The organism is Lactobacillus sp. wkB10 (assembly GCF_000760615.1).
GTDB lineage: Bacteria > Bacillota > Bacilli > Lactobacillales > Lactobacillaceae > Lactobacillus > Lactobacillus huangpiensis.
Map to the genome: position 1 here is coordinate 1 of NZ_JRJB01000016.1, position 23,723 is coordinate 23,723.

The 23,723-nt window shown below is 35.3% G+C and carries 19 protein-coding genes, 1 tRNA gene and 2 pseudogenes; 16 read left to right on the plus strand and 6 right to left on the minus strand.

Going from position 1 to position 23,723, the window contains the following annotated elements:
• Positions 1-12: 12 nt before the first annotated feature.
• A tRNA-Asn gene (locus LACWKB10_RS09390) sits at positions 13-85 on the plus strand.
• 57 nt (positions 86-142) lie between these two features.
• Here LACWKB10_RS09390 and LACWKB10_RS09395 read toward each other — a convergent pair.
• The gene (locus LACWKB10_RS09395; protein ID WP_034981635.1) at positions 143-1,069 is read right to left on the minus strand and encodes a LysR family transcriptional regulator; all 927 of its coding nucleotides are present in this window, start codon (positions 1,067-1,069) and stop codon (positions 143-145) included.
• Positions 1,070-1,187: 118 nt separating this feature from the next.
• On the opposite strand from LACWKB10_RS09395, the gene LACWKB10_RS09400 reads away from it, so the two are divergent.
• Positions 1,188-3,068, plus strand: coding sequence for a flavocytochrome c (locus LACWKB10_RS09400; protein WP_034981670.1), 1,881 nt, complete (start codon positions 1,188-1,190; stop codon positions 3,066-3,068).
• A gap of 44 nt (positions 3,069-3,112) precedes the next feature.
• Here LACWKB10_RS09400 and LACWKB10_RS09405 read toward each other — a convergent pair whose 3' ends face one another.
• The 3 genes from LACWKB10_RS09405 to LACWKB10_RS09415 are packed head-to-tail and all read right to left on the minus strand — an operon-like array spanning position 3,113 to position 5,877.
• Positions 3,113-3,934 carry a triphosphoribosyl-dephospho-CoA synthase gene (locus tag LACWKB10_RS09405; RefSeq protein ID WP_034981636.1) on the minus strand — a complete coding sequence of 274 codons (822 nt, stop codon included), beginning with the start codon at positions 3,932-3,934 and terminating at the stop codon, positions 3,113-3,115.
• A gap of 9 nt (positions 3,935-3,943) precedes the next feature.
• Positions 3,944-4,939 carry a nitronate monooxygenase gene (locus LACWKB10_RS09410; protein WP_034981639.1) on the minus strand — a complete coding sequence of 332 codons (996 nt, stop codon included), beginning with the start codon at positions 4,937-4,939 and terminating at the stop codon, positions 3,944-3,946.
• A 23-nt stretch (positions 4,940-4,962) separates the two neighbouring features.
• Positions 4,963-5,877, minus strand: a complete 915-nt coding sequence (locus tag LACWKB10_RS09415) for a LysR family transcriptional regulator (RefSeq protein WP_034981642.1) — start codon at positions 5,875-5,877, stop codon at positions 4,963-4,965.
• A 358-nt stretch (positions 5,878-6,235) separates the two neighbouring features.
• Between LACWKB10_RS09415 and LACWKB10_RS09420 the strand changes: the two genes are divergently transcribed.
• From LACWKB10_RS09420 to LACWKB10_RS09475, 12 genes are all read left to right on the plus strand, one after another.
• A complete protein-coding gene (locus LACWKB10_RS09420) occupies positions 6,236-7,486 on the plus strand; it encodes an acyl-CoA dehydrogenase family protein (RefSeq protein ID WP_198213430.1) in 1,251 nt (416 codons plus the stop codon).
• A gap of 106 nt (positions 7,487-7,592) precedes the next feature.
• A complete protein-coding gene (locus tag LACWKB10_RS09425) occupies positions 7,593-8,837 on the plus strand; it encodes a CaiB/BaiF CoA-transferase family protein (protein WP_034981645.1) in 1,245 nt (414 codons plus the stop codon).
• Positions 8,838-8,845: 8 nt separating this feature from the next.
• The gene (locus LACWKB10_RS09430) at positions 8,846-9,991 is read left to right on the plus strand and encodes an acyl-CoA dehydrogenase family protein (RefSeq protein WP_034981646.1); all 1,146 of its coding nucleotides are present in this window, start codon (positions 8,846-8,848) and stop codon (positions 9,989-9,991) included.
• 12 nt (positions 9,992-10,003) lie between these two features.
• Positions 10,004-10,744: a hypothetical protein gene (locus LACWKB10_RS09435; RefSeq protein WP_034981648.1), complete on the plus strand. Its 741-nt coding sequence runs from the start codon at positions 10,004-10,006 to the stop codon at positions 10,742-10,744.
• Between the two features lie 4 nt (positions 10,745-10,748).
• A complete protein-coding gene (locus tag LACWKB10_RS09940) occupies positions 10,749-11,672 on the plus strand; it encodes an electron transfer flavoprotein subunit alpha/FixB family protein (protein WP_052060380.1) in 924 nt (307 codons plus the stop codon).
• Positions 11,673-11,681: 9 nt separating this feature from the next.
• Complete coding sequence (locus LACWKB10_RS09445; protein ID WP_034981650.1) at positions 11,682-13,211, plus strand: AMP-binding protein; 1,530 nt, start codon at positions 11,682-11,684, stop codon at positions 13,209-13,211.
• Positions 13,201-13,650, plus strand: coding sequence for a hotdog domain-containing protein (locus tag LACWKB10_RS09450; RefSeq protein ID WP_034981652.1), 450 nt, complete (start codon positions 13,201-13,203; stop codon positions 13,648-13,650). Before LACWKB10_RS09445 ends, LACWKB10_RS09450 begins: the two co-directional genes overlap by 11 nt.
• 300 nt (positions 13,651-13,950) lie before the next feature.
• The gene (locus tag LACWKB10_RS09455) at positions 13,951-15,150 is read left to right on the plus strand and encodes an MFS transporter (RefSeq protein WP_034981653.1); all 1,200 of its coding nucleotides are present in this window, start codon (positions 13,951-13,953) and stop codon (positions 15,148-15,150) included.
• 21 nt (positions 15,151-15,171) lie between these two features.
• Positions 15,172-16,941: an FAD-dependent oxidoreductase gene (locus LACWKB10_RS09460; RefSeq protein ID WP_034981655.1), complete on the plus strand. Its 1,770-nt coding sequence runs from the start codon at positions 15,172-15,174 to the stop codon at positions 16,939-16,941.
• 46 nt (positions 16,942-16,987) lie between these two features.
• Entirely contained in the window at positions 16,988-17,902 is a 915-nt protein-coding gene (locus LACWKB10_RS09465; RefSeq protein ID WP_034981657.1) for a shikimate dehydrogenase, read from the plus strand.
• A 15-nt stretch (positions 17,903-17,917) separates the two neighbouring features.
• Positions 17,918-18,676, plus strand: coding sequence for a type I 3-dehydroquinate dehydratase (aroD, locus tag LACWKB10_RS09470; RefSeq protein WP_034981660.1), 759 nt, complete (start codon positions 17,918-17,920; stop codon positions 18,674-18,676).
• A gap of 151 nt (positions 18,677-18,827) precedes the next feature.
• Complete coding sequence (locus LACWKB10_RS09475; RefSeq protein ID WP_034981662.1) at positions 18,828-19,853, plus strand: alpha-L-fucosidase; 1,026 nt, start codon at positions 18,828-18,830, stop codon at positions 19,851-19,853.
• 298 nt (positions 19,854-20,151) lie between these two features.
• Here LACWKB10_RS09475 and LACWKB10_RS09480 read toward each other — a convergent pair.
• Positions 20,152-20,292: pseudogene (locus LACWKB10_RS09480) on the minus strand (type II toxin-antitoxin system prevent-host-death family antitoxin); the annotation flags it as partial.
• A 187-nt stretch (positions 20,293-20,479) separates the two neighbouring features.
• Complete coding sequence (locus LACWKB10_RS09485) at positions 20,480-21,607, minus strand: AraC family transcriptional regulator (protein ID WP_034981665.1); 1,128 nt, start codon at positions 21,605-21,607, stop codon at positions 20,480-20,482.
• A 138-nt stretch (positions 21,608-21,745) separates the two neighbouring features.
• On the opposite strand from LACWKB10_RS09485, the gene LACWKB10_RS09490 reads away from it, so the two are divergent.
• Complete coding sequence (locus LACWKB10_RS09490) at positions 21,746-22,933, plus strand: MFS transporter (RefSeq protein WP_235191510.1); 1,188 nt, start codon at positions 21,746-21,748, stop codon at positions 22,931-22,933.
• An 18-nt stretch (positions 22,934-22,951) separates the two neighbouring features.
• A pseudogene (locus LACWKB10_RS09495) lies at positions 22,952-23,723 on the plus strand (family 78 glycoside hydrolase catalytic domain); the annotation flags it as partial.

Below are 23,723 nucleotides of genomic sequence, written 5' to 3' on the forward strand. Positions count from 1 at the left end.
GCTTTTTAGCAATCCGGCTTAGCTCAGTTGGTAGAGCGCTTGACTGTTAATCAAGATGTCGTCAGTTCGAGTCTGACAGCCGGAGCGAGCAGAGAGAAAAGAGAACCTGCGGGTTCTCTTTTTTTGTGCTTAAATTTAATAATTAACTTATATTTGGTTCAATCTTTAGTTTCTTAAATTCTGAAATTAAATTCTTGAGTCCGGGTTTCAGTTTTTGCCCATGTTTAACTGCAATAAAATATTTAATTTGAATCAAATTGTGATCAACTGGAAGTAAGTTAATAGGTGTTTGAGCCATTCGCTTAATAATGCTGGCAGCTGAAATAGTTAGTCCTACTCCTTTTATTGCTAAATTAGTTGCAGTAATAATACTGCTGCTTTCCAATATAATATTAGGTTTAATATGGAATTTCTGAAATGCACCATTAACTTGATGACGGATTGCAGAATTGCTTGAACTAACAACGAACGGTTCTTGTAAAATGTCTTTAATATCATATTCATTTGGGTCGAGTATAAATCGACCTTTTTTAAAGTATTTTGATCTTGGTGAAATGATTACAAAATAGTTTTCTCCACCGTTAACATAAAAATCCAATCCTTGATTAAGAGACTCAGGTGTTTGACCCAGATAACAATCAATTTGCTCATGTAAAAGATGAGTTTCACTTACTCTAGGAAAGTTTTCTGATAGCTGAATTTTAATATTTGGATGTGTAAACATAAAGTGAGGTAAAAGCTCTGGCAATAAAAATGTCCCTAGGCTTTCTAAAACTCCGATTCGGATTAATTCTTTATTTGGTGATGCATAGGGAATTAGCTGCTCAGCTAACTTTTGCCTGTTACTAATTTTTGTTTCCAGATAATTGTAATAAATTACCCCAGCTTCCGTTAATGTAAATGGGATAGTCTCACGATTAATTATTTCAGTTCCCAATTTATGTTCAATTCGTTTAATTAGTTGAGTCAAATATGGCTGTGATATATATAATTCACTAGCCGCTCTGGTAAAATTACTTTCTTTTAATAGCACATCAATAAAATGTAAGACAGTTTCAGAATTGTTCATATTTTGCCTCCGATAACAATTTTATTATAGCCCGTTTGCTAGAAAACTATTTCATTTTAATCAGAAAAGTTAGTAAAATTTAACTAATGAGTATTGAAAAAAAGGAAGTATATTAATGATGAAATCAGGAACTTATGAAGTAAAAGCTAAGGGTCATGGTTCTAGTTTTATGCCTATGAAGGTGAAACTTTCTGAAGACAAAATCAAGGAAATAGATATTGATTCCAGTGGCGAAACTGCTGGAGTAGCAGATGAGGTCTTTAAACGTCTGCCCAAGCAAATTATTGCTAATCAAACTTTAAATGTTGACGCTGTTAGTGGAGCTACAATTTCCAGTCATGGCGTGATAGATGGTGTGGCTCAGGCGATTACAAAAGCTGGTGGAGACGCACAAGAATGGCTTAATAGACCAAAGCCAAAAACTTCTAATGCTTCTGACAGAGAATACCAAACTGACATTGTAGTTATTGGTGCCGGTGGTGCTGGTCTCACTGCAGCTGCTAGAACAATTCAAAATGGTAAAAAAGTAATTGTACTGGAAAAATTCCCTCAAATTGGTGGTAATACTGCCAGAGCGGGTGGACCTTTAAACGCTGCTGAACCTGAGTGGCAAAATCAATTTAAAGCTTTACCGGGTGAAAAAGAAAGTTTGGAAAAATTAGCTGCAACTCCAATTGATGAAATTGATCCAGAATATCGTGATGACTTTAAAGAATTGCAAAAGCAAATTAAGGCTTATGTAGATTCTGGTAAAAATTATCTGTTTGATTCAGTATTATTGCATGAAATACAGACTTATTTAGGTGGTAAAAGAACTGACTTGAATGGTAATGAAATTCATGGTAATTATGCTCTGGTTACTGAGCTTGTCAATAACGTACTTGATTCAGTTAAGTGGTTGACTGACTTAGGCGTAAAGTTTGACCGCTCTGATGTTACCATGCCGGTTGGAGCCTTGTGGCGTCGTGGTCACAAGCCAGTTGAACCTATGGGCTATGCCTTTATTCACGTTTTGGGTGATTGGGTAAAAGACCATAGTGCTACAGTTTTAACAGAAACTCGGGCACAACACTTAATTATTGAAAATGGTAAAGTTACCGGTGTTGTAGCCCAAACTAGTGAGGGCAGTAAAGTTACTATTCATGCACAAAAAGTAATTTTAACTTCTGGTGGTTTTGGTGCAAACACTAAAATGGTGCAAAAGTATAACACTTATTGGAAGCATATTGATGATGATATTGCTACTACTAATTCGCCTGCAATTACTGGTGACGGTATTGCCTTAGGTCAAGAGGCTGGTGCTGATTTAGTGGGTATGGGATTTATTCAATTAATGCCTGTTTCAGATCCTAAGACAGGTGAATTATTTACTGGTATTCAAACCCCGCCCGAAAACTTTATTATGGTCAATCAAAAAGGTGAACGGTTTGTTAATGAATTTGCTGAACGCGATACTTTAGCTAAGGCCGCTATTGCCAATGGTACTTTGTTCTACTTAATAGCTGATGAAAAAATAAAAGCTACAGCTTATAACACAACCGAAGAATCGCTTGCTGCTCAGGTAAAAGCGGGTACTTTGTTAAAGGCAGACACTTTGGAGGAATTAGCTGAAAAAGCCGGTATGAATCCAGACACTTTGGTTGATACTATTAAAAAATATAATTCATATGTTGATGCAGGTAGTGATCCAGAATTTGGTAAGAGTGCGTTTAACCTTAAATGTGAAGTTGCACCGTTTTATGCTACACCTCGTAAACCCGCTATTCACCATACAATGGGCGGCTTAAAGATCAATCCAAAAGCGCAAGTAATAAACAAAGATGGACAAGTAATTACTGGTCTTTATGCAGCAGGTGAAGTCGCTGGCGGATTACATGCTGGTAATCGTCTTGGTGGTAATTCACTAGCTGATATCTTTACTTTTGGTCGTATTGCTGCCGACACTGCTTGCAGTGAAATTGCAGATAATGATGCAGTGACAGGTGCATCAAAGAAATAAATATTATTTTGATTTTAAAAAAGGAAGGCACAAGCCTTCCTTTTTTATATGTATCCACGTTCTAGAGCTACAAAAATGGTAACAATTAATAAATCTGCACAGCCACCTAAACTATAATTGTGGGCCAAACAGTCATCATTTAATTTTTGCAGGCATTTTTTTCCAGCTGGAGAAGCATAACCACCTAAATCTAGGTATTTTGTGGCAATTTGATGTAGCCAGTCAGTTACATTATAATTTCCAGCTCGCTTAATCAGATTACTATCAACTGTAACTGTTGCTATTTTCATTAAAGTATCAAGGAGTCTCGTTTGGAGCGTTCCCTTAGTTTTTTTTAAAAAAGGTAAAGCTACTTCACGTACAATGGGATAGCCTTGTTCCGCTTGAGCACGAGCCCCACCAACATGATACTGCTCAAATTCTTTTTCACCTGCTGTTTGTAACTCATTATTTTGAATCAGATCATGCTGTACAAGTCTTTTACACATCTTGGTGATAGTAAGAAATAGTTCAGTATTGTTTGTCATACTGTAGCTTTCAGCGCAGACAAAGATACCCAAAGCAAAAATTGCTCCTTTATGTGTATTAGCGCCGTGAGTTGCAGCAAACATTTCTTTTTCAGCAGTAATACCTCTTTGTCTTAATTTATAAAACATTTGGGTTAAATCAGTCGATTGATAATTTTGTCCAATTTCAACAGCAGTAGAAAAATATGCCTCTAAGCTTAAACTGCTGTCAATAAAAGTATAAATATTCATGTCGGGATGCGGACCTTGGCTGATAGGGTCTACTAAACCAGGTTTTGGTGCGGTAACAACTTCATATAAAAGTGAGCGTAGAGCATTTTTTGTAATTGAATTAGTCATAGTATAAATTTAATTGTTATTAGTTAATTCTGCAATAATTTCGTGGACAGTTTTAATAGTTTTGATGTTATAACTATCTGCTGCAATATCAGTATACCCCATTTCAAGATCACCTTTTGCCATACCGTTTATTAATCCCTGATAACCGTCTGCAGCAGTAAATATTTGCTTTCCGTCTTCGCTATCCTGTGTTAATTTTGCCAGTTCTTGGGGCAATTTTCCAGGTAAAGAATAGATAGTCTGTGAGTTCATTTTAAAACTTATTAGTTCTTGTTTTTGTGCATTTATAACTTTGTCTTTGATTATTGCTGAAGTTGGAGCTTCTTTAGCAAGTGCAAAAACTGTTTTAAGAAAAACTCCTTGTGCACCTTTGGCCAAAGCGTCTTTTAAAACATGCGAGTCAGTAGTATCATACCCAGCTAAAACCGGTGTCTTTCCTGCTTGATGAACAAAATTTGCCAGATCGGTGTTACTTTTGCAGATTAAAATGTCAATGCCATTACTTTGAGCTACACGTATATCATTAATATTATTAATAATTTGCATAATTTTAATGCCACTATTATGTAGCAAATTTATCCATTTTCTAGATGCAACTTTACCAAAACCTTCAAACAGTGCAATAGTCAACCTTCTTTTTCGCATTAATTCTACTAATTCGGTTGCTCTATGATCATCTTCTGGGTTAGATAAGGAGCTGGCAATTTCCACTCCAAAAGGTCTAAAGGTATTAGACAGAGTTTGATCAATTTGCTCATTCATCAAGTTTCTTTCTGTCATGGCATCAAGCAAAGAATTGTTGCTAATAGTACCTATTTTATTTGAATTAGAAATAGAAGCGCTTGATGTAGCGTCACTTCTAACCTTATATCCTGCATTAATACCTAAGATACCCAGTGCACCTGATTCTGAAATAGCAGCAACCAGTTTGCCATCTGTTAAGGTGTGGATAGGTTCGTGAACAATAGGGTAATTTGTTCCCAATAATTGACAAATTTTATTCATTAGCTTTATACCTTTTTAAAATCTTATTTGACAGGAATATTATCGACGATTTTCTGAATATCTGGTTTATGACTTTTAAGAAAGTCAATAAAATCAACTATTTCCGGTGAAAAGTTTTGACTTGAATCATACACTAAATAAACCTGACGAGTATTTTTGGGCAAATCCAGTTTGATGATGTGGATGTCGAAACCACTCAAATAAATAGTTTTTGCTACTACACCAACGATATCGTTGGTCAAAACTTGTCCTGCAATTGCCAGCTCGTCATGAAGTCTATTTGTAATATTCAGATCAGAGGCATTAGCCAGTAAAGCATTAGTGATGTCTTTTCCAATTTGAATTTTTTTAGAATAGGTAATAATTGACTCACCCTGTAGTTCTTCAGGAGAGATTTCATTTATTTTTGCCAGGTCATTTTCCTTTGAAACAATGGCAATGATTTCTTCAGTATAAAGGGGAATGTAAGTAAAATAACTAAATTCCGGTACGAATGAAGAAATTCCGATATCATACCAGCCATTTTTGATACCTTCGCAAATCTGATATGAAGGGTTATCGTGGTATATAAAATGAGGTGAAATATTACTTTCTTGTTGATATTGCTTAGTTAAGTTAGGCAAGATGGTTCCAATTGCAGTAGGTATACCAGCAATGTGTATATTGCCATGGTCCTGACTGATACGCTGTTCAATTTTCTTTTTACCGCGATCTAAAGAGTCTAAAGATTTGGTTACAGTATCGTAAAAAATACGGCCATATTCAGTTAATTGCACGTAATGACCATTGTGTTTAAACAGTTGGCAGTGGAGTTCTTTTTCAAGCTGTTTAATTGATACTGAGAGGGTAGGCTGACTGATAAATAAGCTGTCTGCTGCTTTAGTGTATTGTTTTTGATCTGCCAATTCACGAAAATAGTAAAGTTGATTTAAATTCATGATATTACCTCAAAAATTATTTTAATATTCAATACCTATATAAATAAATGCTATACCTATTTTTTATAAAACGCTTACAAAAATTATTTATAATAATATTGATAAAATTAATATTAGTTTATTAGTGTTGATTTTATTGTGATTTGACTCTCCAAATTTGGTGAGTCTTTTTAATTATTGCAGTTAATAATCTTATAATTCCGCTTTTTTTAATATATATAGCCATAAGAGTATTTATAAAATTAATAGTTCTGACTTTGTTATCAATTTTACAATCTAAACTTTTTAAAACATAATACAACTGTTGATGGAAAAACGCTTTCAAAAGCATTATTAAAGTTTAAAAGGAGATTGTATTATGACAGAACAAAAGAAGTTGCATGTATTACCACCATATGAAGAAACTCCGATTATGCACAAAACTAAACCGGGTGAATCAATGCCTGAAGAAGACTTTGAAAACTACTTAAAAGAAATTCGTCACCTGGCACAAAACGAGTTTGACAGGATGACCCCATATATAGAGGAAAATCGCAAGTTTCCACAAGACTTTTTCCCAATTGCAATTAAACATGATTTATATCGTTTTGCATTGCCTAAAGAATACGGCGGCTGGGGCCTCAGTGAAAAGCAAATCCTGCAAGTTCAAGAAGAATTTTCAAGAACCCAGGGTGGAATTCGAATGCACCTGCACCATGCTTCAGATATGAACTGGCGGATATTGGATAATTTTGGTAGTCAAGAACTTAAAGACAAGTATATGAACAAGTTTCAAGACAAATCAATCTATGCCAACTTTGCTTTAACCGAAAAGAGCGGTGGTACTGGAGCAGACCTTCATACTTTAGCTGTTAAGGATGGCGATGACTGGGTAATCAACGGCGAAAAAACTTTGATTTCTCATGCAGATGTTGCAGATTTTACTTATTTAATTGTAGTTACTGACCCAGATAAAGAAGGGGATGAAAGATTATCAGCTTTCTTTGTACCAACAAATACACCTGGATTTGAATCTAATGAGATGCCTTTAATGATGGGTTGTCGTGGTGCCGGACATGCCGATTTAAAATTCACTAATATGAGAGTACCTGATAAGTACATGCTTGGCAAGAGAGGAGAGGGTATGAAAGTAGCTATTTCTTCACTTTCACTTTCTCGTGCGCATATTGCTGACTCCAACTTAGGAATGGCTCAACGGATGTTAGAAATGTCCATTGCTTATTCTAAAGATCGTGTAACTTTTGGTAAGCCACTATGCAAACGGCAATCAATCATTTTTGAAATTGCTGACATGGGTGCGCGCATTCATGCCCTTAGATTAATGTTGTGGGACTTGGCAAAAGATTATGACGAAGGAAAGGATATTACCAAAAAAGCTTCTCTAGCAAAACTAGAAAGCATCAATACTGTCAAATTAGTTTCTGATTACATGCTTGAAATCTTTGGTGGTATTGGTTACTTCCAGGACAATCCTTATGGACCTGCTGAAAGACTTTACCGTGATTGTCGTGCTATGTGGTTAGAAGAAGGACCTCGTTCCGTTCAAAGACTAACTGCAGGTCGTTTATTAATTAAAGACGGTGGCAATACACCAATAACAAGTCTTTAAGGCAATCAATTAAATTAACTTGAGTAAATAAATCAAGGAGGGCTGAATCTAAAATTTACTTTGCAAGGTTCAATCCTCTTTGTTGTATATAGTTTTGGAGAAAAAGATGGCTAACGAAATATTATCAGGAATAAGAGTTATTGATCTCACACAATTTTTGGCAGCCCCAACCGTAGGACGAGTCCTTGGAGAATGGGGAGCTGATGTAATTAAAGTTGAAGCTCCTAAGGGTGATGCTGGAAGAACCCAAGGTGCAGTTTTTGGCATGAAGTATGAAGATGATGAGAATTTGGGCTTTGATGTTTCTAATATGAATAAAAGATTCATTACTTTAAACATGAAAACTCCTGAAGGGATGCAAGCTTTTAAAGACCTATTAAAAACTGCAGATGTATTTTTAACCTCAGTGAGAACAAAGAGCTTAGCTCATATGGGAATCACTTGGGAAGAGCTGCATCAAGAATTTCCTAAATTAGTGTTTGCACAAGATCGCGGATATGGTGAATTTGGTCCTAAAAAAGATTCTGCCGGCTATGATGCAACTGCTTATCAAGCACGTGGCGGAGTTCAGGGAACAACGGTAGATAAAGGAGGGAATCCATATAATCCAGTAAATGGCTATGGTGATTTCCAAGTATCAATGACCTTAGCCGCAGGTATTTGTGCAGCCTTACTGAGAGCTCAAAGAACCGGTAAGGGTGATAAGGTTGTCGTTAACTTGAATCACGCAGCGATATTTATGCAAAATATCGCTATGGTTTCTGCACAATATGGCAATGTATATCCTAAGAGTCGTAAAGAAGTTACTAATCCTTTTAATGACACTTATAAAACCTCTGATGATCGCTGGTTTGTACTATGCGTTCCCGAATATGACCGTGATTTTGACAAAGTAATGCATGACATTGGTCGTGATGATGTCAAAGGCGATGAAAGATATAACAAAATGGACACTTTGAATGCTAATGGTACCAGCAATGAAGTAATTGCCATTTTAGAAGATGCTTTTAAGAAAAAACCGTTGCAGTATTGGATAGACCTCTTTAATAAGGAAGACTTACCGCTTGAGGCTTGTCAGATACCAACGGAAATATATCAGGATCCTGAGGCTTTGGATAATGACGAAATTAGACTGATGGAATTTCCATCTGGAAATAAGAGATTTATTCCCACTAATCCAGTACGCTTTTCGTCTCAAGGCAAGCCTACGCTAACTCCTTCTCGTGCTCAGGGATCTGATACACGCGAAGTACTCAAAGATGAGTTAGGCTACAGCGATGAAAAAATCAGTGAGATGTTTGCCAGTGGTGCTGCCAGTGGCCTGCGTCATATAGGAGACCCAATTAAATAGGTATTAAAATGACATTACTTTATACACAAGAACAAAAAGAATATATTCATTTAGCACAAGAATTTGGTGATCGGTATCTAACTCCTGAAATTATTAAGAAATACGATTTAAAAGGTGATTGTCCTTCCAGCTTGTTTGAGCCTGCAATTAAAATTGGCCTTCATATGCTTGAGATCCCGCGGGAATATGGTGGTGCTGGCCTTTCTTATGAAGATTCTGCCCTCGTTTTTGAAAAACTGGCTGAATATGATGCAGGTTATGCACTTACTTTAATTACCTCATTTGTTGCACTGCGGTGCGTAATGCTAGCTGGTACTGAAGAACAAGCACAAAGATTTGCCGATGTGATCAGACCGGGACGTTTTGCTGCCTTTACAATGTCAGAAGCAGATGCAGGTTCTGACGCAGGTTCTGTGAAAGCAACAGCTGTTCGGCAAGGCAATGAATATATTTTAAACGGAAATAAAGCTTTTGCTACTAATGGTGGAATTGCAGATATTTTTATTGGAATTTTTAGAACTTCTAATAATGGTAATCATGGCTTATCTGCTTTCATGATTGATAAAAATACGCCAGGTATTTGGGTAGGAAGGCATGAAGATAAAATGGGACTGCGTTTATCAAATACAGTACCGTTAGGATTTAAAAATGTACACGTGCCAGCCGAAAATCTGATTGGCCAAGAAGGAAGAGGGATTAATATTGCGTTAAACAGCCTTAACCTTTCACGTGCGTATGTTTCTACTTTGACCGTTGGTGTTATGCAACGGGCACTTAATGAAGCTGCCAAATATGCCAATCAGCGTGAACAATTTAATCAACCAATTTCTCAATTTGAATCTGTGCAAAATATGCTTGCTAATATGGCAACGGCAGTTGAAACAGCCCGCTTATTAGTTAACAACACAATGAAAATGATGGATAAAGATTTGTCTGTACGTCAAGAAGGTGCAATGACCAAGCTTTATGTTACTGATGTAGCACAAAAAGTAACTTCTGATACAGTCCAGATTCTTGGTGGTTATGGCTATACCCGAGCTTATCCGGTTGAAAAGCTAATGCGTGATGTCAAAGGATTTCAAATTCTGGAAGGAACTAATGAAATTCAGAGAATGACAATTGCACGTGAAGTTAGCAAAAAATATCAGGACTAGGAGGGTACTATAATGAAAATCGCATTAATTGCTAAGGCTGAGGCAGATAATCCTAAAACTTATACTTCTCATAAGAACAAAGTAACTTATCATCCAGAAAATTTATTTCTGAGTGAGGAAGACAAAAGTGCCCTAGAATTTGCCCTGCAATTAACAGAGTTAAAAAAAGGTACTATTGATGTCTTTACGTTTGAACAAAATGAAGCAGCTGAACGGATTTTGCATGAGGCACTGGCTATGGGAGCAACAACAGCTACTAAAGTTTCAGCGGGTAATATCAATGATCCTTTACTGCAAAATCAAATTGCAAGTGAATTTGTCCATTACTTAAAAGAAAATAATGAAAATTACGACTTGATTTTAACAGGAAAAACAACATCTTCAGCTTTTTCAGCTGCTATTGCTGCAAGACTGGGAATATCATTTTATGACTATGTTTCTATGATTGATACTTCCCTCAATTATGAAATGAAACTTGAAAAAGGCAAAATTACCGGGCAATGTGTCTTGCCAGCTGTAATTGCTACGTTAGATTCAATCAATGTGCCGCGCCTTGCTAGTTTTACGTCGTTAAGTACAGCAATTAATTCAAGTATTAATAACGTAAGTTTTAAAACTAGTGATGAAGGCGTTACAAGTGAAATTGTAGCTAAACCAGTTAAAAATGAGAAAATTATTTTCAATCTGGATCAAGATCCTAAAGCTACGCAAAAACTGGTTGAAATACTTAAGCAAAACGGGATGTTGAGGTAGAAAAATGGTACCAATTTATTATATTCAATTAGAAGATAAGAATATTGATGAAGGTCATAACAGTAATAACTTAGCAGGTCTTGCCAGCAATTTCGAAGGTAAAAAAGAAGTACTGGTTTTCAGTAATCATGCTAGTGAAATTAAGGATAAATATGCTTCTTCAGGAGTCAAGACTACCATATACCAAAATGAAAACTTTAGTGTGACAAACTTGCCAGCTGTGACTAATGCTCTTGAGAAAATTTTTGTCGATAAAGCAAATAGTTTAATAGTATTTGATAAGAGCAATTTAGGTAATAGTCTTGGCGGTCAATTAGCTGCCGTACTAAATGTCCCATTTATTTATAATGCCAAAGATATTTGCTGTGATCAAGATCATATAATAGTTAACCAAGATATCGGCAAAACACAAGCCTTAAGAAAAATAACACTGAATGACAAGGCAGTAATATCTCTTTCTTGTAATGGTGTCGTGAGCCACAGTAAGAATGAAGTTGACATAATTGACTGGGAATGTGCAGAAACTAATAGAGCAGCATATGTACCCGAAGCTAACTCTGACAATGATTTGGCATATGCAAAGGTAATTGTAGCTGGTGGTAAAGGTCTGGGTTCCCCAGATAAATTTAAACCTTTAGCTACTTTAGCCCAAAAATTAAATGCCAGCGTGGGAGCAACTAAAGCAGTTACAGATCAAGGCTGGATTGATAAGAACCGTATGATTGGAATATCGAATTTGTCTGTTGCACCAGATGTTTACTATGCTTTTGGCATTTCGGGAGCCGTCCAGCACACTGCGGGAATGACTAAATCAAAATGTGTCATTGCTGTCAATACTGATGAAGCAGCACCAATTTTTAAATTAGCAAATTATGGCATTGTTGGGGATGCTAACCAAGTGATAAAGCAATTAAATGAGCTTTTGTAAGGTAAAAAAATGACTTCTAGCAAAAAGGTGCAAACCTTAAATGATTTATGGCGGGAGCGCTTAAAGCAAAGTGCTCAAAGTATTTTTGTCACTGAGGATGGTCGTAAATACAGTTATCAGGAAATAGATTTTTTGGCCAATAAGCAGATGGACTTGCTCCGGAATAATGGCATTAAGAAAGGTGATTTAATAGCAATTCAGTTCGAACTGGATCTGGCAAATATTGTAACGATTATTGCATGTATCAAAATGGGAGTGGTTATTAATCCACTAAACCCGCATTTTGATATTGATGAGATTAATAGCATGATTAATAGGTTTAAGCCATATGCTATCATTTCGCAAAAATCTGTGCGTGGTCGTGACACTATTAGTAATATTGCTAATTTGGATAATTATCAGACTAAAAAAATCGCGGATCTGGTATTTTTTACCAGAGAAAAGCATTTACCATCTGAATTCATTGGAGGTGATGAATCAGATGCTCCTGCACTGGTTCTCAATACTTCGGGTACTAGTGGGCTTTATAAAGGAGTAGTTTTAACCAATAAAAATATTATTAGTGCAGAAATTGCATATAATGATGCTTTTGGCATCACTAAAAATGATATGACTTTAATTCTTTCGGGGATGTATCATGCAATTGGATTTCATCATGGCTTAATTTCAACGATTATGGCAGGAAGTCACTTGGCAATAATTAAACATTATAATATTGAACAAGTGGCAAAAATGCTTGAAGAAGAACCAATTACATATATTGATAGTTTGCCTACAATTATGTATGATCTGCTATTTAAAGTTCAAAATTTGGGTAAGCTGCGGATGCTCATTTGTGGTGGTGACAAAATTAAAGAAAGTATTTTAGTTCAGGCTAAAAAAAGAAATATTCCCCTTTACAACTGTTATGGTCTGACAGAAGCAGTTCCATTTAGTTATACTCCTCAAGATTATTATTTAAGTAAAGGCGCAATGACAACGGCAGTCAAGCCAATGTCCAATATTAAAGTCAGACTTGTGAAGAACAAAAATATAATTACAGATAGCAACAAACAAGGACAAATTGAAGTTGCTGGACCGATCATTTTTAAATGTTATCTGGATGATCCTGAAAAAACGGCTAAAGCATTTGACGGTGAATGGTTTGTTACTGGAGATGTTGGCCATTATAATGAAGATGATTTGTTGGAAATAGATGGACGCAATAGCGATAAAATTATTCGTGGTGGTGAAAATATTTCCGCTCATATGGTTGAAGACAAGATCAAGGGCTGCCAAAATATTGAGGAAGTAGCCGTTTTAGGAGTCCCAGATGTTCGTCTAGGGCAGAGAATTGGTGCCTTTATTGTTCTAAATCATGGTCAAAAAGTATTAACCAAAGCTGAGTTGATTTCAGAATTAGAAAAGCAGCACGTTGATAAGAAATTATGGCCTGAAAAGTTATGGGTTGTTGATTCATTACCAAAAACGTCAAATGGCAAAATAAAAAAGTATCTTTTAAAAAATTGGCTGGAAGGTAAAAAAGTAAATGAAGAATAAATTTTTTAAACGTCAAATGGCAGATTATTTTGTAACTCCAAGGATGCTTAACCATATGGAAATTACTCATGGTGGTACGCTCTTAGATAATGCAGACTCAGCAATGGGCTTGTTTGCAAATTCATATTGTCATACACGTACGTTAACTGGTCGAATAGATAAATTTATTTTTCATAAAAAAAGTTATGCTGGTGATCATATTTGCTTTTGCGTAACTTTATTAAAAACGACAGCAAAGACAATGACTATTTATGCTGAAGTGAATAGAATTTCTCTTGATAATTCAAGTTCGGAATTAATCGGTGAAGCGGTATTTACCTATGTTGCAGTTAATGCAAGCTTGGAGCCGATCTCAGGTTCTATTGAGCAATATCACGTTACTAATGCAGAAGAAAAAGAATATATTGAGTCAGTCAAAAAGAGATTTGGCATTAAATAGAGTTGTTTTAAGTTGAGATCCTGATTTAATTTGTTTATTAGTAATACTATTACTTTTAACTATTTAAGTATTAAATATTTTAATAGATGATAGATTGTCGTGTAGGGGCTAATTACCCATGAAACACTAAAATCAAGACTCTAACTTTTTTATAAAGCAAGAAAGCATTGATATACCAGTGCTTGTAATTATAGTTATTATTTATAATTAGGTAATCATAAATAATTATTAATATTTATTTTAATAAGATATATTTATTTATGAAATTATTAGCAAATCTTAACTTTGAAAGGTAAAGCTATGAAAGAAGAAAAAAGTTATGTTGGCGTTGCTGCCTCTGTTTATATCCATTTTGCGGTTGTAGGGGCAGCTACCTTATTTATTAGTCAATATAGAGAAATCTTGGCACATTCTTGGAATGCCAATGAGACCCAAGTTTCACTGGTAATCGCAATGGTGGGCTTAGGCAGAATTATTACAATTTTATTTGCAGGCGCTATTTCAGACAAGATAGGCCGGAAAAGAACTTTGTTAATTGCATTACTCAGTGACGCAGTTTTCCTTCTCGGCGCTGTTTTTGCTAACAATATCTGGGTTGCTGGCCTAGCGGCAATGTTTTTCGGGGCAACTAATTCATTTGGTGATACAGCAGGTTACCCTGCACTTGCAGACGCTTTTCCAGATAAAACAGCTACAATGAACTCATTTGTTAAAGCTGCTATGCAAGTAATGCAAATGTTGTTTCCTTTTTGTGTGAAACTAATTAAAAATCCAAAGATTACAGCATTTATTTTAGTTATTATTATTTTATTGGATGTTGTATTTACAATGAAGACTGCCTTTGCTCCTCAAGCTGAGGCAAAAGAGACTACTGAAACAGAAGAAGAAAAAGAAACTAGCGTAAGTAGTCAAAACCAACCTAAGTTAGCCGTTGATGGTCTAATGATCATTGGTTTGGGCTTTACGCTTTGCTTCACATTTTATATTTTTTCACTCTATGCTCCTTATTACGGACAGTACGTTTTAAATGAATCTGCTGCTAATGCCAATCAGCTTGTATCATGGTATTCAATCGCTTCCTTAATATCTGTATTTGTTACATCAGCTCTAGTTACTAAGGTAAAGAGATTGAATTTAATTATGGTTTATTCAGCTATTACTGCTCTTGGCCTGCTGTTTATGGTCCTAAAGCCATCCCTATTAGCTGGGGAAATAGGCGCATTAGCTGTTGGCTTCTTTACTGCAGGAGGAGTATGGCAAGTTGGACTATCAGTTTTAACTTCTTATTTCCCCCAAAGTCATGGAAAGATTACATCATACTACAGTTTTGCACCAGCAGTAGTTTACTTCGTAGCACCACTTGTAGCTGCATTTGTGTTAAAGGCGAATGCTGCAAGTACACTAATGGTATTTTGGATAACTACAGTGATAACGATTATTTCTGTAGTTCTGTGTGTTGTCTTAATTAGTCGTGGTAAAAATTTCAACATCAAAAATTAATATAAAGCAGAAGGTGGAGTTATGTCAGAAAAAATAATTAAAGCAACGGCAGAAGGAAGAAATGGCCAAATCGACTTTGACATCAAAGTTGAAAATAATCACATTACAGATATTAATGTGACCAAAACTGCAGAAACCCCAGGTATTTTTAACCAGGTTGTAGGTAAATTAAAAAAGAATATTATTAATAATCAAAGTTTCGATGTTGATGCCATTTCTGGTGCTTCGATTATGACACAAGCCATGCTTGATTCTGGAAAGAAAGCCTTAAAAGCAAATGATGTAAACGTTGTTGCTAAGTCTAGTGATAAGTCGCATCAAGATGTAACTTATGATGTGGATGTAGCTGTAATTGGTTCAGGTATGGCAGGCTTGATGGCAGCCTCTCGGGCACTATCAATGGGTAAAAACGTTCTTTTAATTGAAAAGAATGGCTATCTTGGTGGAGCTACAATTCTTAATGGTTCCAATGTGGTTGGTACTGGTTCAAAACTAGCAGCTGCTTTATTTGGCGAGGAAGCTAAAAAAGATTCTCCTCAGCTTTTAGTCCAAGATATTGTCCGTGAATGTCGGGGGACTAATTATCCACTACTTTCAAATATACTTGTTCAAAATATTGGTAAAGCAGTTGATTTTATCACTGAATTTGCAGACCTAACTTATCAAAAAGCTGAAACACAGACTATTGAGCATTCTGTTGACAGGCAAATTGAAATGCCCTCAGAGAGTTCTTATGAAGTAGTTTCTAAAGTGGCAAATGCCTTTACCAAAAAGGGTGGCAAAATTTTACTTGAAACTCGGGTGGAACAACTTAATAAAAACAAACAGGGCCAGCTTTCCTCTTTAGTTGCTGAAAGCGAACATGAAACAGTTACAGTAAACTTTAAGTCCTTAGTTATGGCAGCTGGTGGCTGGGGCGCTCGTGATTACCTTAAACATAAAACCAATATTCCTTACTACGGTCCAATGACTTCTACTGGTGATTATTTCGATTTTGCTAAAAATATGAATCTGGCTACACGCAATCTTGATTGGTATAAAGTTTACCCACATGGTTTAGAAGTTGAACCTGGCATTGCCAAATTAACAACCTATTCAACAAAAGAAGCGACAGACATGGGTGCTATTTTTGTTAATACTAGTGGTAAACGAATTGTAAATGAATCAGCTCCGTATACTCATTTTCGGGATGCTATTGCAGAACAAAAGGATAAAATTGCCTTTGTAGTGATGGATGAAAGAACATGGAGCAGATTCTATGAATTGCTTCTTAAATATGGTTTTACCAAAGATGAAGTTCAAGGTTTCTTTGATCTTGATGGCAAGAAGAGTCCGATTTTAGTAAGCGGAGACTTGCAAACAGTGGCTCAAAAAGCTGGCATTGATTATGAAAACCTGAAGAAAACTTTAACTGACTACGATAAATATGTCGCCTCAGGTAATGATCCTGAGTTTGATCGCCCTTCTCAGTTTATGCATAAATATGAAGGCGATACATATTTTGTGATTGAACAGAAATTACGTTTTTGTACTACTCTTGGTGGCTATGAAACTAACCGGCATATGCAGCTATTAGACGAAGATTTTGAAGCACTAGACAATTTCTATGCCGCCGGGGAGATTGTTGGTGGTGCTAATGGTCATGATTCAATGCCAAGTATGATGAATTCTTGGTCCTATGCTTCAGGTTTTGTGGCCGGAACTGAGGCTGCTGATAATGCTAACTACCAAAAGCTGGCAAAGACTGCATCTGATTCAACTGATGCAGTGTCCGGTGCTTCTAAAAGTTAACGTTGATTAATTATTTTATTTTTAAATTTAATAAAGGAGAAAAATGATGGCTAATAAAATTACTGGTGTTAATGGTCCGATTACTGGCTGGCTAGATGGTCATACCTACTTAATTGGCTTAATGGCATATCCTATTCGGCATTCAATGTCACCTACAATGCACAATAATGCCTTTGCTAAGTTGGGCTTGAATTATACTTATCTCTGTTTTGAAATTGGCAATGATAAATTAAAAGGTGCAGTTGACGCTATCCGCACTTTAGATATGCGTGGCTCAAACGTTTCGATGCCCAATAAAAAAGAGGTAATCCAGTACCTTGATAAATTATCGCCAGCTTCTGAAATGTGTGATGCGGTTAATACTATTGTGAACGATCATGGTGTTTTGACTGGCTACACTACCGACGGCATTGGCTTTGTCCAATCGCTTAAGGATGAAGGCATTGATATTAAAGGTAAAGTGATGACTTTGACTGGTGCCGGCGGTGCTGCAACACCAATAGCTGTTCAATCTGCTTTAGATGGTGCTAAAGAAATCAGATTGTTTAATATTAAAGATGATAAGTGGGCTCAGGCTGAAAAGAACGTCAAAACTATTCAAGAAAAAACTGATTGCCAAGTTTCTTTAACTGAGTTGACTGATCAAGAAGCATTTAAACAATCAATTGCAGAAAGCGATATTTATTGTGACGCGACCAGCGTTGGTATGAAACCACTTGAGGATAAGACGCTGGTTTCAGATCCTTCCTGGTTCCATGAAGATATGGTGGTGTTTGACACAGTTTATGCTCCTAGAACTACCAAATTAATGAAAGTAGCTCAAAAAGCTGGAGTTAAGCATGTTTTTGATGGCATCGGCATGATGATTGATCAGGGTGCAGCCTCATTTAAGTTATGGACAGGTAAAGATATGCCAACTGATTATATCCGTGAAATTATGTTTTCAGATGATAATAATTAGTTGAGGTATTGAATAATGGCTACTGTCAAGATTAGAAATATTGTTTTAGGTGCAGGTCTGCCTAAAATTGCTGTGCCAAATGTCGGTTCAACTGAAAAAGAGATTATGGATTCAGCTAAGAAGATTAATGCTGCTAAACCGGATTTAATGGAATGGCGCATTGATTATTATGCTGCAGGGATTAAGGATTTTAATACACTAAATACTACTGCCAAAAAATTGCGCCAAGAAGTGGACGAGTTACCAGTTTTAGTTACTTTTCGTACCAAAAATGAAGGTGGAGTTTGTCAGCTCGACGAGGATCAGTATTTAAATTTAGTAGAATATGTAATTACTAACAGGTTGGGTGATGCTGTTGATATTGAACTTTTTCATGATGAAAAAAGAATAAAGTCTTTGGTGACTTTAGCTCATAACTACAATGTTGTTGTAATTATGAGTAACCATGACTTTGAAAAAGTGCCAGCTAAAGATGTAATTGAATTTCGCTTACGAAAAATGGCGCAACTTGGTGCTGATGTGCCAAAGTTAGCTTGCATGCCTCATAGTGCCGCTGACGTTTTAACTCTTTTAACAGCAACGACAGAAATGAACAAAGAGATTGCTAATCCCCTGATTACTATGGCCATGGGCGATATCGGTAAAGTCACTAGAGTAGCAGGCCAGGTTTTCGGTTCAAGTCTGTCCTTTGGTGCTGTTGGTCAAACTTCTGCACCTGGTCAGTTGTCAATTGAGGATCTGCGTAATGCGGAAAATTACTTAGCATTACAGTAAATTTTATTAAGATAATAGATATTTTGAGTTAGCTTTAAGTATTAAGGCTAACTCTTTTTTGGTTAAATCAAATTTATACTAAAAATAAGTGTTAAACTTTTTAATGACAACACTATGTATTTCCAGCGTAAGTTTAGTAATGGAGAAATGTATGACTGCAAACGAGAATATTGAATGGTTTAAAAATGCTAAATACGGCATGATGATTCACTGGGGCTTGTATTCACTTCTTGCAGGTGAGTATGAGGGAAAATCTGCAAGCAATTACGCTGAATGGATTCAGTCTAAATTGCAAATACCTGTTGCAAAGTATCGCCAGCTTGCTACCGCTTTTAACCCAATATATTTTGATGCCGAAAAAATCGTAGCATTTGCTAAAAAATGTGGTATGAAATATTTGGTAGTTACAACTAAACACCATGATGGCTTTGCAATGTACCATTCACAAGTAGATTCATATAATGTGTATGATGCAGCACCATTTCAGCGGGATGTAATCGGTGAACTTGCAGCAGCTTGCCAAAAATTCGACTTAAAGCTGGGTCTTTATTATTCCCAAGACTTAGATTGGCATGAACCAAATGGGGGAGGCTACCTTTCAAATGATATTGAATCCTCTGGCACTACTTGGGACAATAGCTGGGACTTTCCTCAAAAAAATAAGAATTATAATCAATGCTTTACAGACAAAATTCTGCCCCAAATTAAGGAAATAATGAGTAATTATGGGGAGATAGCTGTTGCTTGGTTTGATGTACCGATGACATTAACTGCAAGCCAAAGTCAGAAAATTTATGAGACAGTAAAAAAATTGCAACCAAATTGCCTAATAAATTCACGTCTTGGTAATGGCAAATATGATTATGTTTCCCTTGGTGATAATGAAATTCCAAGTGAAAAAGAAAAGGAGCAAAAAGATATTAATTTTAACTCACTTAATGGCCTTAAACCTTCACCATATGGTTTATATGAGTCAGCCGGTACCACTAATGATTCTTGGGGCTTTTCTTATCGTGATCAAAATTGGAAGTCCCCTGAAACTATTTATCACAACCGTAAATATTTAAACAGCTTGGGAATCAATTATTTATTAAATATTGGCCTTGATGGTTTAGGAAGGATCCCCTTGCCCGCACAGCAAAATATTGTTGCTGCAGCAAAATTGGCTGAGAAATAATAAAAATTCAATAATTCATCATTGATTTTTTGGCTTTTACTAAATAGAAATTGGTATATTGTGGTTTAACACTACAAAAGAGGCGCATCCTAAACGGATGCGCCTTAATTAATGAAAGTAATTTTGGATTTTTTGAATGAGATTTTCTTTGGTACTTAATATAAGTTCGATACAAATTATTTTTTCTTTTTTATCTACACGGTAAAAAATATATTCATATTTGTCAATTAGAACATAACAACCATTAAATAATTCAAAAAACTTAGCAGCTTTAATGCCCAGATATGGAAATGACTCTAAATTTATCATAGTCCCCAATATCTATGAGAGCAAATTTGCCATAGCCGTTTTTGGTAAGAAAAACTGGATTATCTTTTTTAACTTTATCAAGGACTTTATTGTAATTTCTTAATTCTGAAACAGGTAGAATTTGTAACATGAGCATCACTTCCTTTGACAAATATCGTACATTATTTTTATAAAAATTTACAGCATAAACAATAATGTTGTTTCTTAATTTCTCACTACTTTATGGTAGAGACACTAACTAGTTTTTAGGATATAGGATTTTGTAATTTGTATAATATTGAAATATAGAACACTCTTAAATATGCTTCGGAGTTTTTTTATGCTTGAAATTTACTACGATATTGTTTAGGGGATAATTGCGTATATTTTTTGAACGTTTTAGAAAAATAGCTTTGACTGGTAAAACCTAATGAATTAGCAATATCAGATAAGTTCTTTTTTGAAAAAATAATCTGATTTTGTGCTTCAGTGATTCTTAATTCGTTTATATATTGAACAATGGTTTTACCAGTTTCTTTTTTAAAAGTCGCACATAAATAATTTTTGGAATAATTTAATTGTAGGGCCAAGTCCGTTAAGTTGGTTCTGGAATTTAAATGATGGTATACAAAGTCTTGAATGCTGTATATTAGCTTAAAGTGCGGATAGCCTTGGTTAATTCTAATATGTTTGATAAAAAGTTTTCCTATATCAAGCATTATTTCATAATGATTTCCAATTGTACTTAAAGCCTCTACTTTTTGAATACATAAGTCACTTAAGTCATATGCGGCTTCAGGGCGCATCCCTCCCTGAATTGCAGCTCTGGTAAATAGAGTTATTGATACTATCAATAAGTCTTTCTTTTCCCGTAAATCATTACCTTTAATCATTTTTCCAGGTGATCCGCTCGGAATAAAAGTTTTTAATTGTCTTTCAAATAAAGCGGGATTGCCCAGTTTAATAGCATTCATCATTGACTGTTCTTTTAAATAGTTTCCATGATCAGTATTAATTTCATTTTGCACTATTTTATTGTTTTTATTGCTACTAAGATACGCATGTTTCAAGATGCTTATTGGCTGGTTAATAATAGGCTTCTTCTGATAAATACTGAAATAAAGTATTGTACTATACTCGATCAATAATTCGATATTTACTTCCGTGAAGTTAGAAGTAGGTGTTTTCATGTTGTTTAAGTTGTGAGAACTAGACCAAAGCACAATTATATTGTTTTGGGGATTATCCAGATAAATGACGCTGAAGCTGTCTTGCTCTTGTGTAACATATAAATAAATAGTATTTGTGTGACCTAACGGATTAATGCGATTCAAATATAACCTCGGAAAAACAGGGGTCAAACTATTTTGAAATTTTTTAATGATACGTTTTTTATTGTCAAATAAGAGTATTGGCAGTTTAAAAGCAGAACTAAAATGCTTTAATATGTACTTTAAATCATCCATTTTTTGAAAGCGCCTTCTTTAATAATAATATAATACAAAAAATATTAATATTGAGCAAATATTTATGTAAAATTTTGACTATAGTTATTGCAGAATCTAAGTGCACTAGGATTGATCAGAATTAATATTTATTGGAAGGTGAAGATATTGAGTAAAACAAGAAAAATAATGTTGATTATTGCATTATTGTTTTTAAATATTGTTGAACAAGCAGCTAGTGTTATTACTGCTACCATACCAGGTATGGCGAAGACTTTTAGTAATGTTTCTCTAACAAACGTAGAAATGTTAACGACTATTGTCTCAATGTTTGTAACAGTATTTGTACTAGTCAGTGGCGTAATTGTTAAAAAAATAGGGCAAAAGCAAACAGCTCTGTTAGGGATGGTAATAGCAGCTGTGAGCTCAATTGTTCCTGCTTTTTCTAATTCATACATGGTAGTTTTAATTTCTCGTGCAGTTTTGGGTATAGGTATTGGTTTAGCTAATCCTTTAGCAATTAGTTTAATCGGAACCTTTTTCAAAGGTGATGAACGAGCAAAACTAATGGGGTGGCGTTCAGCCATCGCCGGTGTTGGTACCTCACTTATGACTTATTTTGCTGGACAATTGTTAAAAATTAGTTGGCATGCTTCGTACTTAGTTTATTTATTGTTTATTCCAGCTGTTATTTTGTTTGTCATTTTCGTACCTGTTCCCGAAAAGGAAGGTTACATAGATGAAGAAAGTAGTACTGAAACAGATGGTAAGAAATCAGGTCAAAGTCAAACAAGGAAAGGACTCCTTATTACTTTAATGTTCCTCATGTTTATGGCAATGGTTTGTTTTATGATTCTTTCAGTCAAATTACCAACTTTTCTAGTTCAAAACAAAATTGGTACTGCTCCTCAAGCAGCAACAGCTTGGAGTATCCATAATTTAGCTGGATTATTAGGTGGAATGTGTTTTGGTTATTTATACAAACATTTAAGGCAATATTTATTACCAGCCGGTTTAGCATTAGTAGGACTGGGTTTCATAATGATTGGTTTTACTAAGGTAATGGGCGTAATTTATTTGTTAAATATTTTAACTGGTTTTGCTGCTTCTAATGTAACTCCGTATATTTTTAACCGTATAAGTGAAGTTGCTTTACCACAAAATGCGCCATTTTATACATCTTTAGCTTTAGTAGGATCTAATTTTGGCTCATTCATTTCGCCATATGCCGGTAGTTTCATTGGTAAAACTGGCAAGTTCGCTATTATTAATGCTGGAATAATATTAGTTATTCTGGCAGTGATTACATTAGTAGCAGCTTTTAGAAAAGTAAAAACTGCAAATTAAGTATGAGGAGGTAATTTTATGCATTTTCAAACAGGTAAAAAAATAGATTTTGTCAGAAATAACAAGTTTTTGGAAAAAGCTAAAGATGCACAACAACCTTTGTTAACAGAAACAGTGGTACCACAAAAACTGGTAACCGTTACTAAGGGCAAGGGAATAGACAATATAACTATTAAAGCTTCAAATCAAAAGTTGGAGAACCTTAGTCACATTAAATTGGGTAAAGGCGATTCTATTATTCTAGATTTAGGCAATCATCATGTGGGCTATTTCAGTATTGAAATTTCTTCTGTGGGTTCGCCAATGGATGCACCTTTGTTTTTACACTTGGTTTTTGCTGAACAACCAGTTGAGTTTGTAAAAATAACAGAGCCATATGATGGTGCACTCAGTAAGTCTTGGCTTCAAGAAGACTACGTTCATGTTGACCAACTCCCTACAGTTTTAAAATTAAATAGAAGATATTCATGCAGGTACATCAAACTAGAAGTAATAGATACTTCGCCTAAATGGAAAATTGTATTCCATAATCCCACTTTTGAAGCTAAGAGTGCAGTTTCGCTAGCCAATGTAGCAACTTTTAAAACAGATGATGATCAATTAAATAAAATTATTGCAGTAAGTGCAAAAACTTTGCAGGACTGTATGCAAGATGTTTTTGAAGATGGCCCAAAAAGAGATCGAAGACTATGGCTAGGTGATTTGCGCCTGCAGGCATTAGCAAATTACGCTTCCTTTAATGATCAGAACTTAGTAAAGCGGTGTTTATATTTATTTGGAGCTTTGCCGA